The following is a 13,950-nucleotide window of genomic DNA, read 5'->3' as shown; positions in this document are numbered from 1 at the left end:
CACATTTTTAAATACTATTATATAGCTCTTCTATATCTTCTATATAGGTTTGGTAAAACTCTTCTACATACGGTCTTCTGCTAGTATATCCTTGTGCCAAAAGTTCCTTTGATGTTTGTAAAATCCTTTTAACATCAGAAGGATTATGGCGTAGTTTCTTTAACGTTTTTGCTTTCCAATAAAACAGATCTGCATTTTTATTGTTTTTTATTCCCAAGTCAAATTTTTCCAGCGCATTTTGAAAATCACCCATTTCAAAATAGGTGATTCCGTAATACATAAAAGCTCTGCTTTCTATGTAACGTAAATCTCCGGATTTAGATTCATGCTCAAAGAACTTTTTAAAATATTCTTGCGCTTTGAGATAGTCTTTTTTCATCATATAAGCTATTCCACGCATAAAATCTATGTTTTCTGACTGCGGGTAATCGACAAAATTTGGTGTAAGTGTATCTAATTCATCGAAATCCTTGATGGCGTTATCGTAATCTCTATAAAAATATAAATATAGATATCCTCGATATCCTTGCCACGATTCCGGATCCAATTCCACTGCTTTTGCATATTTCTTCATCGCCTCAGTATTGATACCTCTTTTTACTCGGGATGCCCCCATTTCTCTGTATACGTCCGATAAGGTAGGATCTAAAACACCTGCTTCATGGATTAAAAAATGCTCTTCTGGAGAACCTTGATAGTAGGATCCGTGTAATCCTTCTATAAATTGTTTTGCATATTTTTTTGACTCTGTTTCATTAAATTCTTTCTTGTATAATTTTGGTTGTTGATTACAAGCACTCATCAATAATACAATACAAAAAACACTAAGGTAAAATATCTTGAATCTCTCCATTTTTTAAAATAAAAGTTACATAGAAGTAAGAATCTCTTTTTACATTTCTAATTACACAAGGTTTCCATTTTTCTACACCAGAAATAATCTCATAGAGATGTGTGACCGTTTCCTTTGAGAATTGTTTCTCGTTATAATCAAAATCAGCTGATTCATCAGTAATAAATTTACCGGCTATACCCTTACAGTTAATAACAAACCTAAAGGTCAGGTATCCTGATGCATTATTTAATTTATTAGCATCTAATTTTTCAAAGATTATCTTTTTTAGATTTCCTTTTCCACCTATAAATCCTGCGCGATCATTTCCACCATTATAGTAATCAGCTATAAACTTATGATCGGTACAAAGTGTTAAGTCTTTGTCTTTATCAATCGTTTTATCAAAATCAATATATCCAACCCGCTGTATACCATGTTTAGATAATGAGTCAAATTGTTTTGGAAGGATTTGTTCTACTAAAATTCTTTTTATAACGTTTTCATCGGTAGTAAGTGTGGATGAGTAGAGTCCTAAATCCCGGACATAAATGTTACGAGAATGATATTGCATGGTATCTCTTCGAGTAGTACCAAAAACTGTAGTACTCGTTGTTGTTTGCTCAATAATTTTTGCAGGTTTAGACTCGATTAAAGTATCCTTAACCAGTTTTGTAATATGTTGAACATCAATATATATAGAGTCCCTATTATGTAATCTTGAGTGATAATAAACCGTATCCTTACTAAAAGGTATGTATGTAGTCTTGATATCATCAGGATATACGGCATTCAGTGTATCTCTAGGGTAATAACGTTTATAATCAACTTCTACTGCATCCGTACCTTCAATTGTAAACTGCTTAGAAGATTGTAATTTAAAGGCTGGATTATAAATGTCTTTAGTATATAAACTATCATTAAGTTTCTTAGTCCACGAATAATCCAGACTGGTTTTTATGTTCTGCTTGTTTTTCGGATATATATGTGTATAATATTTATTTATAACTCCTTCATTTTTGAAATTTTGAGGAATAAAATAACGTTCATTAGTATCCGAGGTGGTGTTGCAGGAGTAACAGATGATACATAATAATAATAGCTGTAGTTTTTGGTGCATTTAGTCGGTATTGATTCTATAATAAAGGTAGTTTAATTTTAGGAATATAAAATCAAAAATACTCCTATCATAATACCGAATAGGGGAACTAGTTTTTTTCGTTTGTTTTTTTCCTTAAAGATTAAACCACCGATCACCACAGCTATCAAAATTTGACTACGTTTTATAGCGGATAATAACATAATTAAAGCATCGGGATCTTGTAATGCTTTAAAATAAAAATAATCTGCAGCTTGTAATAAAACACCAACTGCGACGATCGTCCAACGCCAGGTAAACTTTTTTCGCTTTTCTGGATTGTTAAACCACGTGAGTGATAAAATAACCAACAATATCAAAACGGTATACCAGCAAAACCAGAATTGTAAAGTTTGTGGATTTAATTCTAAACTCTGAATTAAAAATTTATCGTATAAACCACTGGAAGCTCCTAAAAAAGTGGCTCCTATAATGGCGAATATCCATTTGTTTTTTTTGAAATTTATTCCTTCTTTTTTACCGATTTTAGAATATAGGATGACTGAGAAAATAATTAGGAAAAAACCTATCCATTGTAAAGAGTTAGGCCTTTCCTGATAGATTAAAATAGCTCCAATAAAGGTAAAGAAAGGACCTGCAGAACGAATCGGCGTTACAATGGTAATGGGAAGATGTTTTAATGCCTGATATGCTAAAACCCAAGATGCAGCCATGATCATCGACTTTATAAAAATAAAACCATGAGTTTGCCACGGAATTCGATCTATATGAAAACCAATTTGTTTTGTGAATTCTGGGAAAAATTGAGAACCTATAAAAAAGGGTAGTAATACCAAAAAACCTGAACCAATAGTACCAAGAAGTACCGGAAAAACTTCATTTCCCTGTACTGCATGTTTCTTGCACAAATTGTGTAAACCCAAAAAAAGCGCAGCCAACAAACCTAAATACATCCACATGCCGCGAATATAAGTTTTTAGCTGATTTCATGAATAATTGAATATATGATATTTCAATTAATCCAACGATAAAGGAGTCAAAGAATGGAAATCACGTTCAAAAAATTATGAATACGGCAAGTATTGAAAATCTATAAAATCTTATAATGTCATTGAACCGAAAAAGTTAAAATTAATGTAGGATTTATACTTCTTTTATTTTTTTATATAACATTATTATGAATCTTGTAATATTTTATGATAAAAATTAACACTTACGTAAGTATTTAAATATATTTGCCGTCAACTAATTTATTATTCACGCATAATAAATCATCTATTTAACACAAATTAATTAATCTTAAAATCTAAAAATGAAAACTCAACTACACTTTTCTAAAAGATTTTTATGGCTATTTGCCATAGCATTTCTTACCACTGTTGCCACCTATGCGCAACAAGTCATCAATGCCACATTACAAAATGATGGAAGAACAAGACAATACCGGCTGTACGTTCCTGCAAGTTACGATGCCAGTAAGCCGGCTCCACTTATTTTAAATTTCCATGGTTTTACCAATAACATTGACACACAATATAATCAAAGTGACTTTAGACAATTAGCCGAAGACAATCAATTCATTTTTGTGACACCTCAGGGTCTGGGAGGCTTTTTCTCAGGATGGGCCATCAACAATAATTTTGGTGGTAACGAAGATGATTTAGGATTTTCTGATGCCTTGATTGACAAAATACAGCAGGACTATAATATTAATGAAAAGCGTATCTATGCTACCGGATTCTCTAATGGAGGTTTTTTTAGCTATCGATTAGCGTGTGAATTAAGTCCAAGAATAGCGGCTGTTGCATCGGTTGCAGGAAGTATGACAAGAGTATGGATCGATAACAACCAATGTCAACCGCAACATCCTACCGCGGTATTACAAATTACAGGTACTAATGATAACGTAATTTCCATTAACGGTAACGGTACCAACGAACCCATACAAGATGTTATGGAATACTGGGCAGCTTTTAATAATGCGGACTCCACGCCGGATGTGATCCAATTAGGAGGTGGATCTACACGTTCTATTTGGGATAATGGAGATAACGGTGTAACAGCAGAGTTTATAAGAGTTCAGGGCAAAGGACATAGTTGGAATGGGGGAAATGTAAGTACTTCTCAGGAAATCTGGAATTTCTTTTCCCGTTTTGACATAGATGGAGCAATTGATGGCACTCCGCCACCGCCACCAGTAGATACCTGTACAGCTACAATATCATCTTTCCCTTTTAGTGAAAGTTTTGAAAGTAGTTTAGGACAATGGTCGCAATCCAATAGTGATGACCTTAATTGGACTAGAGATTCTGGAGGGACACCTTCTAATAATACAGGACCATCTAATGGAGCAGATGGTAATTTTTATCTTTATGTGGAGGCATCCGGTAACGGAACAGGTTTTCCTAATAAAACAGCAATACTTAATTCACCTTGTTTAGATTTTAGTAATGTACCCACACCAACGCTAAACTTCCAGTATCATATGTTTGGTAGTACTATTAATAGTCTGGTAGTTGAAGCCAGAACGGATAATACCGGAAGCTGGTCTTCTGTGTTTAGTAGAAATGGTAATCAAGGAAATACATGGAATGCAGCTAATGTGGATTTGGTTGCATATGCCGGAGAAGCAAGTGTACAGTTGCGATTTATCGTAGTTACAGGTAGCGGAAATAGTGGATGGCAAAGTGATATTGCGATCGATGCTATCTCAATCCAAAATGGTACAGTTGATCCAGGTCCAAGCTGTGATGCTATTAATTTTAATGATTTTAGTATAAATTCTTTCTCCAATCAGGATAGTGCCGGTGATTTCTCTATACAAAATGGAGGAGGGGCTTTAGCTTTAACAAACAATACCTGGAAATTCATTCCGATCAATTATACAGTTACTGCTAATACTGTAATTGAGTTCGACTTTAGTAGTACATCGCAAGGAGAAATTCACGCAGTAGGTTTTGAGAATAATAACTCGCTAACATCGTCAAGATATTTCAAAGTACATGGTACTCAAAATTATGGAGTAACTAATTTTGACAACTACTCATCGGGGACAACAACGTATGTAATTCCTGTTGGAAATTTTTATACGGGCGCTATGGACAGATTGGTGTTTATTAATGATAATGATGCCGGTTCAGGAAATAATTCTATTTTTTCTAATGTAAAAATATACGAAGGGTCTTGTAGTGGAAGATCTGCTCAAGAAGTTATTGCCGGTTTAGATACAAAAAGACCCATACTGGGTAACGAGGATGAAGGTATCCTAAGTTCTATCCAGATGGTTCCAAACCCAACAAGAGATCGATTCTCTTTTAATGTAAATGCAGAAAGTAACCAGGAAATTATGCTCACGCTTTATACAACATTGGGGCAGAAAAAATATCAAACGAAATTAGATACCGGTGTAAATAATTTCTCTGCCAGCAGCTTAGCGCTTAGTCCTGGAGTTTATATCGTGAAAATTCAATCCAAAGGAGATGAGGATGTTACCAAAAAACTGATTGTTCAATAAAATCATTCACCATTATAGATGATATAGAAAATGCTTCAGTTTTATAACTGAAGCATTTTTTTAATAAAATTATTGGCTTTCCCAATGAACTCCTGAAAAATCATTTATAAAGAAAAAGTAATAAGGGAAGTAAACATTTTGAAAGTAAAGTATAAATTATGAATTTACAGCCCCTAACTAAAACTGTATCTTATCTAATTCATTTAAATAGGTGTCACCAACTGGTATTCTTTGGTCATTGATTACGACCCAATTTTTTCCTTTACTAGTCACTTGATCTATCCTTATGATATACGAACGGTGTATCCTTACATATTCTAACGCATCTGGAGTGGTATTAATAAAATCTCCGATTTTGCACCGAATTGTATAGGTCTTTTTATTTGTAGTGATGTCTAAATAATTGCCTTGCGAATTAATGTATTGAATTTGATGAGTAGGAATTTTAAAATCCTCGCCATTGGCCCTAAAATTATAAAATTGCTCTTTTCTTTTTAAACGCTTAATAGCTAGTCGAATGAGTTCTCTAAAAACATCTTGGTTATAGGTAAGAACACGAATTTTAAAAAACAAGTAGACTAGGCAACAAAATGAGACGAAACAAATACCATAAAACCACCAGCTCTTCCAAAATGGTGGTAGAATGGTGAATGTATAAGATACTAAATGATTGTCAGGATTATTTAACACATTAGCTTTCGCCTGAAATGTATAATCTCCAGGTGATAGGGATGGAAAATGAATTTTTCTATTATCTGTTTTTGTCCATGTCGTATCTTTTTCTTTTAATCGATAGAAGTAATTGATTTTATCTGTGTTTCTGTGTGATACAGCCTGAAGAGTAAAATCTATAGAATTTTGATAGTGTTTAAGGTATGTGTTTAAACTACCGATATTGGTATTATTTACGCTAACTTCTTTCAGTTTTAGAGATATAATTTTAGAAGCTTGTTTTTCTTTAAAAAAATCCTTTGTAAAGTAGCACAATCCCTTCTTTGTAGCTACCCAAATTGTGTCCCCAATAATTTCAATATCATCAATATCATTACTTAGTAATCCATCTGCTTTTGTAATTGAAGTTACAAAATAAGAGTTATTCTTGTTAAAATTTATTCTGTTAAGTCCAGAGTTTGTACAAGCCCAAACCACAGTATCATTTTCAATATGAACTTCGCTAACAATATTATTTGTGAGGCCATTTTTCTGAGTTATGTTATAAATACTATCTCCATATACAATAACTCCCTGACCTTGAGTAGCCATATAAATGGTATTTGATTTTTTATGAAGATCAATATCATCGATTCTTGATTTCAAAATGTCTGTTGGTTGATATTTCTTAATTACTTCGTTTTTTAGAGTAAACAATCCTGAAGATGTTCCAATTAAGACATCACCGTTGTACGTGCATACATCCTGTACTTTTTCGTCCAAATTATATCTTATGACTGTATCATTTTTACGCACATTAAAATAACTAGTACCCGAATTTAATAGTGGATCATCAATATATTCAGGAAGTTTATTGGCCGGCAAAATAGATGGCTTTTTTTTATTGCTATAATTGACCAGACAATTATCACTGTAACCATATAAATTATTGTTTCTACTATTGAATTCTACATAAGCCGGATGGTCGTTCAATCCTTTATAAATAATATCAATTTGCTTATTTGAAATTTTTGCAATATCACCATTGCCATAACCTGCGTATAAAGTGCTGTTATTATCTTTTACCAAGGAAGAAATATGGTCTTTTGTTAGTACCGTAATCCCTGGGTTTTTTATACAATACACTCCATCATCTAATGTGCTAAACCAATAACTACCTTCTGCATCTCTCAAGAAACTTGTAACGGACTTTTTTGGTAAGAATGTTTCAATAATTTCTCCAGATGTATTTTTGATTTCTGCACCATTACTGTAATAACCAACAAAAAAGGTATTATCATCGATCCGTTTTATTCCTATCGGATTATGTTGAGTTTCATAATATCTTAAACCATCCTTCTTAGATAAAACACCAAGTTTTCTATCGATAAAAACAGATTCTTTTTTATTCAAAAACACAAAATCTAATCTGGAAGCAGGGCTATTTTCTGAATTAACAATAACTACGTTGTCTTCCGAGTCGTACTTATGACAGATAGAAAAAAAAGCTTTTTTTGTAGTCAGGACACCAAAATTAATTTGAACATCTTCGATCGATTGATTAAATCTTGAATCCATATTAAATTGCTTAGAAAGCTCTCCGTTTGCCGAGACTGAAAACAAACCGCATATTCCGTAGCCACCTGTGTATAGGGTTTCGTCTTCATCCAAAACAATACTCTTAATAATGGTATTTCCATCAAATTCATTCTTTAATAAGCTATTATACTTGTAGTCTTTAAAACCAGAAAAGACCTCATCAAAATAAAAAAGGCGTTGACTATGGTACCCAAAACACCATATTTGCCCATTTTCCTGAGGGTGAAAATCTAAAATTGTATTATCCGGTAACCCATCTTTGGTGGTGAAGTTTTTAAATTCGGAACCATTAAAGCGAGACAATCCTTTATCTGTAGCAAACCAAATGTATCCTTCTTTATCTTGATATATGTCATAAACTTCAGAACTAGGCAAACCTTCATCAACGCCATAATGTGTATAAATATGAGTTTGAGAATAACTCATTTGAAGGGTAAAAAATAGAATAAGTAGGTAGTTTTTGAAATTCAACGCAATTGTTTTTAACAAATGTATGATTATTTAAAAAATTACTCATACGCAGTGTTTTGCATTCGTCACAAATACATAGGTGTTCGTCACAAACATCTATAAACAGTAGGTTTTGAGGATGTGTCTGCAAGATTTTAAGACTAAAACATCTGTTTTAAAATGAAAAAACGAGTTTAAGAAATTCATCACTTTTTTCTATACGGTTCATCACAAACCGTTTTTTACTAATGAATTGACAAAATTTTAACAATAAATTAGTAATTCGTGTAATTAAAAAAAGATTTCGATATGATAAAAAATACTATAGTTGTACTACTGGTTGTAAGTCTAATCTCCTGCGGAAGAGAAATAAGTAATCAACCGGCAAACGAAACAGGGTTTGTAGCAATTGAAAATGAGTTGAAGACTCAATTTGGAGATAACGCTTATTATACGAATCTTTCAATCATTTTTAATAAATCTATTGGGAACACGGTAGTTGTTACTGTAACAAAAGATCCTCGATCTCTAAAAATGGGACAATGGGATTTGGTACAAGATTCATGGCGTCAAAATTCTGATGTTACTATTGAAATTCCCGATGGTACAGAAGCAAGTGATTTTATGTTTCAGCTAAATGATAAAATCAATCTAGCAAAACTTGGAAAATTGGTTGAACAGTCAGCAGAAAAATTAAAGACAGAGAAGAACTTGAACAATCCAACACTTAGTATCGCCAATATAAAATTCCCTAAAAACGAAGATGTATCCAAAACAGAGTATACCATAAATCTTACACCTGAAAACGGAGGTACCACATTTATGTTTTACTATACCTTGGATGGAGAACTCATCAAAAAGAATTATTAGAATTCTAAAAATAGAATTGAATAGGGTAACAATTTTTAATGAAGTTGTATCTAAAAAAAGAAAACACCTAAAAACAAAAATATGAAAAAACAACTACTACCTATTTTAATGATTTTATTCACATCTATGGTTGGGTATTCGCAAATGGTTGGCGACACCTTTATTGATAGTTTTATAACGTATGAAATCACATCACTCACACCCAATGTTGTAGAGATTATTAATTATAATCCAAATGGAGGTACAGATGTTGTCATACCGAATACCGTTACTCCTGCATCTGCAGGCAAAACATTAATGACAACTTATACAGTCACGAATATTGATGTAAATGCATTTAGATCAAAAGGGTTAACAAGTGCCATAATTGGAGATAATGTGATTTCTATTGCCAATGAAGCTTTTGCTGATAATTCGTTAACCTCTGTTTCTTTAGGGGTAAGTGTCCAGACCATTGGTTTTAGAGCCTTTGGTAATAATCAATTAACCAACATAGAACTTCCTGATAGCGTTACATTCATCGATTGGAGAGTTTTCGAAACTAATTCCATATCAACAGTTACCATACCGGTTAATGTTACATCTATTGGACTAGGTGCTTTTAGAAACAACCCTTTATCTTGTATTGTTTCAAGACCAACTACTGCGCCTTCTATTACTACCGGGAGTAATAATGATTCATTCAATATAGATAGATCTACTATAGATTTAACTATACCTACAGGAACGGGTAGTTCTTATACTTCTGCTCAATGGACAGGATTTAATAGTATAATTGAAAGTGATTTTGGGGCTACTTTCATAGCGGATGATATCACTTATTTAATCACCGGGAGCCCAAATAACGAAGTGATTGCAACTAATTATGATCCTACAGGTGGGACGGTAGTTAATATTCCTGCTACCGTAATAAACACTTGTGTATCCTATACTGTAGTGGGTATTGGAAATAATGCCTTTAGTAGCAATAATTTGACCAGTGTTACTATTCCTAATTCTATAACAACCATTAATTTTGCAGCATTTGCTAATAATAATTTGACCAGTGTAACCATTCCAGATAGTGTAACAGAATTAGGTCAAGACGCTTTTAATAATAATCAATTAACAAATGTAGTTTTATCAAATAATTTAGTCAGTATTGGACAGACTGCATTTGCTTTTAATGATTTGAGTACTGTTACGATTCCAGATAGTGTAACTACCCTTAACAATGGTGCTTTTGTTCAAAATAACAATATGACGACAGTTACTATTGGAAGCGGACTTACCAGTATTGGCGATTTTGCTTTTCGATTTAACAATTTGAATAATGTTGTTATTCCTGATAATATAATTCATATTGGAAACCTAGCTTTTGAGCAAAACAATATATTCAATTTGAATTTAGGAAATGGTGTTCAGACTATTGGCGATAATGCTTTTTCATTTAATATCATAGAGCACGTGGTAATACCTGATAGTGTTATAAGTATAGGTGATAACGCATTTTATACCAATAGTAACGCTCGGGCAAGTATCACCCTGGGAAATAGTTTAACCACTATTGGAGCTGGAGCGTTCATTAGCGGTAGTTCAGCACCATTAAACAGTGTTACAATCCCTGCTAGTGTTACATCTATAGGGGATACCGCTTTTCAGATTCCAACCTTAACCGATGTGTTCTGTGAGGGTACTACACCTGCTATTATTACAACCGGCGGCAACGCAGATACTTTCGCGGTGGATCGTAGTACAATACATTTACATATTCCATCAGGTACTATGGGGGTTTACGTTACAGATTCTGGAGCTTTATGGACAGGTTTTAATCCAATAACAGAAGGAGGAACTTTAAGTATTTCAGAATTCGGATTAGCCAATGACATAGAAATTATAACCTCTACAGAAGGTATACAAATAATAGCGGATAATGATATTAGACTACAAGATTATACCATATATGCCTTATCCGGAGCTAAAATTTCTGTAGGTAATGAATTGAATATCGATACAGCCTCTTTAACTACTGGCGTGTATATTTTAAAGCTTGATTTTGATAAGGGAACAATGGTTAAAAAAATAGTAATTCATTAGAATCAAAGCTTTACTAATTAAAAAAGGGAATGGTCACCCTCTAAAAAAATGGGTGACTTTTTAAATTAATAACAAAAAAAGTAAAATCAATGGAAAAAAGAATAACAATTAAGAGCGAATATAGTTCACTAGACGCACTTCATAATTTTTTAAAAACAACATCTACGCTAGAGAGCACCAAGGAATATGATATCTGGGAACATAGAACAGATGAAAACGGACAAATTGAGCAGTGTTTGGTGCTAAAAAAGAATAGTATGCACGCCATTAAGATGTATTTTGTAAATGATAACACAGTGAAGATTAATTACATTATCCCAAACAAACTGATGCATGCATATTTTGGTAAAAGCGTTAAAGCTAGAAGAGACATCTTTGAAATACTAACCGGAAAAATTAAGGAAGTATTACTAGCTCCTGCTCAGAAGAAGGCTTTTGAAGAGTTAGAAGCTGAAGTATATAAAGCAGTATCCTAAAAAATAACATTCTGAAAATTGTAAAATTTAAATAAAATACTCAATGCAAGAATATTTTTATCAATACCCAATGATCAAATGGATCTTAATCGGTGCTGGAGTTTTGTATTTATTAGATAAATATGGGATTTTTAGTCCCATAGACAATCTGATTAACCTAATTGGAAGGTATAAATTTAAAAGTCACGGACATTTAAATGATCCCCAACTTAAACAAATAACTGAATACTTCAACAAGAAGCAATTCAGCAATGTAGAACAGTTGCTCAAAGGTTTTAACGCCGGTAAACGATCTTTTGCTTTTCAATCTTTAGGACAATATGGCGACTCAAAGGTGACCGATGAATGGATTAAAAAGGAATCTGCTAATGATGTGCCAAAAATCATAAAAGGATATCAGTTAATCCATAAAGCCTGGGAGATACGAGGAGGAGGCACTATTGACAGTGTTTCTAATCAAAAACAAGTAGCTTTTAAAAATCATCTAAAAAAAGCGGAGGCTATTTTAGTTGCAATCAATCTTAAAACCAGTGTTTATAAGACAAATGCCGTTGCTTGTTTATTAACAATATATAAAGCTATTGATGCAAATAGACAGTATGTACATCAACTTTTTGAAGATATCATCAAACAATTTCCAGAGGATGCCGAGCTTCATTTTAGCTATTTACAATTTGTATCTCCTAAATGGGGAGCCACGGTTGAAGAATATGAGAATTATCTAAACCGTATGAATGAGTGGTCACCTTTTATTCAGCAACTCATACTGGCACAGTATTATTTTGATTTGAATTACTTTCAAGATTATGATGATCCCGAGGGCAAAATAGAGCAGCTTATGTCTGAAATTAAGGCCAAACCCATTGAAAATACCAATCCGTATCGATATGAATTGTATAAGCTATTGTATTGGACAGCGAGTAACTTAGATTTAATTCAGCACAAAGCATATTATAAAGAAATGGCGGCTCCTTACTTACAGGATTAAATTATTTAAGTCTCCTTTAGTGAAACGTCTCAAGTTGTTTTTAAATTATAGTGTATGAAGCATTATTCCCCAATTGCTAGCTGTGGTTTATATCCTGCCTCTTTTGGGTGTCTTGCATTATGTTTTAGAAAAAGTAATTGATGTAATTTAATAGGCGAATGAATAAAAAATTACATAACGATTGGAAGCAAGAGAATGGAATATTTAACAACCCTGTTCTTTATTGTGAGGTTGAATATTCATTTGATAATCAACTGAATATTTTAGATGTAATTTGGCGATTTATGGATACAAAGCTTGAGGAGAATGAAGAATTATATTTTTTAGAAGACTGGCACAATCATGACGGTCATATTACAACAGAAAAGAAGATTACCAAAAGAGAATTAGAACAAATGCTTCATAAACCGGAAAAAGTTTTGAGAAATAGAGAACTGGATGTTTATGACCTGGTATATAATGCAAAAGAAAGCTTTATGTTAAGGTGGTATTGTGAATTGGAGCTTGAAGATGAAATTTATTGTGATTTCAGTTTAACGTTATCTGATAAAAATGAATTGGTTAAATTAAAAGAAATAATGCAAGAAAAATATCCGAACCAATGCCTTAAAATTTCGAGTACAAAAGAATATGTAGATGAGCGATATGGAGGTTAAAACGATGTCCTGGAGAAATGATTAAAAAGATGAAAATAATTAACTAAAACTTTGAAATTTAAAACTTTAAAGGATAATATAAGAATTGAAGAAGGCACAGAGGGTGTGGTTTTTAACCATTATTCATTTTGTGAAATGATTACACATATCATGGTTACATATGGAAAAGTTACGTATGATGAAGCTTGTAATAAATTAAAAAATAGTTTTTTAATTGAAGCTCCGACGTCTCTTGATGATGTATGCTATATAACACACGAGTTGGCGTATCATTGGGCTATGTTGCTAGTTCATGGTGATATGTACTGGACAAATGGAATCCCAAGCGATTTTAATGATTTTGAAGACGAATATTTAATATGGGAAACAGAGGTCAGACGTGAACATAATTTGAAAATCCCATATGAATATTATGATATATAATTATAAAATGACGGTTACTGAATTTGAAAATAGAGCGAAATACCAAAATGGATACGATAGAGAATTTGGTGATTGGAAAATAATCGACATACACCAAATACCTACCGAACTCATTGAGAATAGTGAAATTGACTTTTATTGTTCTAATGGAAAAATAATATATCTATTAAGAATTAGGTATAGAGGAACAGAATATTTTGAGGTAAATAATACAGGAAGCCTTTCATATCTGATTGCTGAGTTACCTGTACAGAAAATAGATGACGAGGTACTTAAGGCAATACTAGATAAATTTAATTTAGGATAAATCAGTTTT

Annotated in this window: 12 protein-coding genes; 8 read left to right on the top strand and 4 right to left on the bottom strand. The window is 32.7% G+C overall.

Annotated elements, in window-relative coordinates; all coding sequences use genetic code 11:
* Nucleotides 1–7: 7 nt before the first annotated feature.
* Genes ACE94K_RS15410 through ACE94K_RS15400 form a run of 3 tightly spaced genes read right to left on the bottom strand, consistent with a single transcriptional unit; the run spans nt 8 to nt 2,890 of the window.
* The gene (locus ACE94K_RS15410; RefSeq protein ID WP_378174142.1) at nt 8–853 is read right to left on the bottom strand and encodes a tetratricopeptide repeat protein; all 846 of its coding nucleotides are present in this window, start codon (nt 851–853) and stop codon (nt 8–10) included.
* On the bottom strand, nt 825–1,952 hold the full coding sequence (locus ACE94K_RS15405) for a hypothetical protein (protein ID WP_378174139.1): 1,128 nt from the start codon (nt 1,950–1,952) through the stop codon (nt 825–827). Before ACE94K_RS15405 ends, ACE94K_RS15410 begins: the two co-directional genes overlap by 29 nt.
* A 38-nt stretch (nt 1,953–1,990) precedes the next feature.
* Nucleotides 1,991–2,890, bottom strand: coding sequence for an EamA family transporter (locus ACE94K_RS15400; RefSeq protein WP_378174136.1), 900 nt, complete (start codon nt 2,888–2,890; stop codon nt 1,991–1,993).
* A 353-nt stretch (nt 2,891–3,243) separates the two neighbouring features.
* Here ACE94K_RS15400 and ACE94K_RS15395 point away from each other — a divergent pair, with 353 nt between their 5' ends.
* Nucleotides 3,244–5,445: a T9SS type A sorting domain-containing protein gene (locus ACE94K_RS15395; protein WP_378174133.1), complete on the top strand. Its 2,202-nt coding sequence runs from the start codon at nt 3,244–3,246 to the stop codon at nt 5,443–5,445.
* 177 nt (nt 5,446–5,622) lie between these two features.
* On the opposite strand, the gene ACE94K_RS15390 is transcribed toward ACE94K_RS15395, so the two are convergent.
* On the bottom strand, nt 5,623–8,121 hold the full coding sequence (locus ACE94K_RS15390) for a two-component regulator propeller domain-containing protein (RefSeq protein WP_378174130.1): 2,499 nt from the start codon (nt 8,119–8,121) through the stop codon (nt 5,623–5,625).
* 333 nt (nt 8,122–8,454) lie between these two features.
* Here ACE94K_RS15390 and ACE94K_RS15385 point away from each other — a divergent pair, with 333 nt between their 5' ends.
* The 7 genes from ACE94K_RS15385 to ACE94K_RS15355 all read left to right on the top strand — a co-directional run bounded on the left by ACE94K_RS15385 (nt 8,455) and on the right by ACE94K_RS15355 (nt 13,941).
* Nucleotides 8,455–9,015, top strand: a complete 561-nt coding sequence (locus tag ACE94K_RS15385; RefSeq protein WP_378174127.1) for a hypothetical protein — start codon at nt 8,455–8,457, stop codon at nt 9,013–9,015.
* 81 nt (nt 9,016–9,096) lie between these two features.
* A complete protein-coding gene (locus ACE94K_RS15380) occupies nt 9,097–11,091 on the top strand; it encodes a leucine-rich repeat domain-containing protein (RefSeq protein WP_378174125.1) in 1,995 nt (664 codons plus the stop codon).
* Between the two features lie 89 nt (nt 11,092–11,180).
* The gene (locus tag ACE94K_RS15375; protein WP_378174122.1) at nt 11,181–11,567 is read left to right on the top strand and encodes a hypothetical protein; all 387 of its coding nucleotides are present in this window, start codon (nt 11,181–11,183) and stop codon (nt 11,565–11,567) included.
* Between the two features lie 43 nt (nt 11,568–11,610).
* Nucleotides 11,611–12,555, top strand: coding sequence for a hypothetical protein (locus tag ACE94K_RS15370; RefSeq protein WP_378174119.1), 945 nt, complete (start codon nt 11,611–11,613; stop codon nt 12,553–12,555).
* A 158-nt stretch (nt 12,556–12,713) separates the two neighbouring features.
* Complete coding sequence (locus tag ACE94K_RS15365) at nt 12,714–13,211, top strand: hypothetical protein (protein WP_378174116.1); 498 nt, start codon at nt 12,714–12,716, stop codon at nt 13,209–13,211.
* Between the two features lie 51 nt (nt 13,212–13,262).
* Nucleotides 13,263–13,634, top strand: a complete 372-nt coding sequence (locus ACE94K_RS15360; RefSeq protein WP_378174113.1) for a hypothetical protein — start codon at nt 13,263–13,265, stop codon at nt 13,632–13,634.
* Complete coding sequence (locus tag ACE94K_RS15355; RefSeq protein ID WP_378174110.1) at nt 13,615–13,941, top strand: hypothetical protein; 327 nt, start codon at nt 13,615–13,617, stop codon at nt 13,939–13,941. Before ACE94K_RS15360 ends, ACE94K_RS15355 begins: the two co-directional genes overlap by 20 nt.
* Nucleotides 13,942–13,950 lie beyond the last annotated feature (9 nt).

It is taken from the genome of Aquimarina besae (assembly GCF_042434905.1).
In the GTDB taxonomy this organism is placed as follows: Bacteria; Bacteroidota; Bacteroidia; order Flavobacteriales; family Flavobacteriaceae; genus Aquimarina.
The sequence above is the reverse complement of the archived record's forward strand: the minus strand, read 5'-3'. Positions and strand labels throughout refer to the sequence as shown.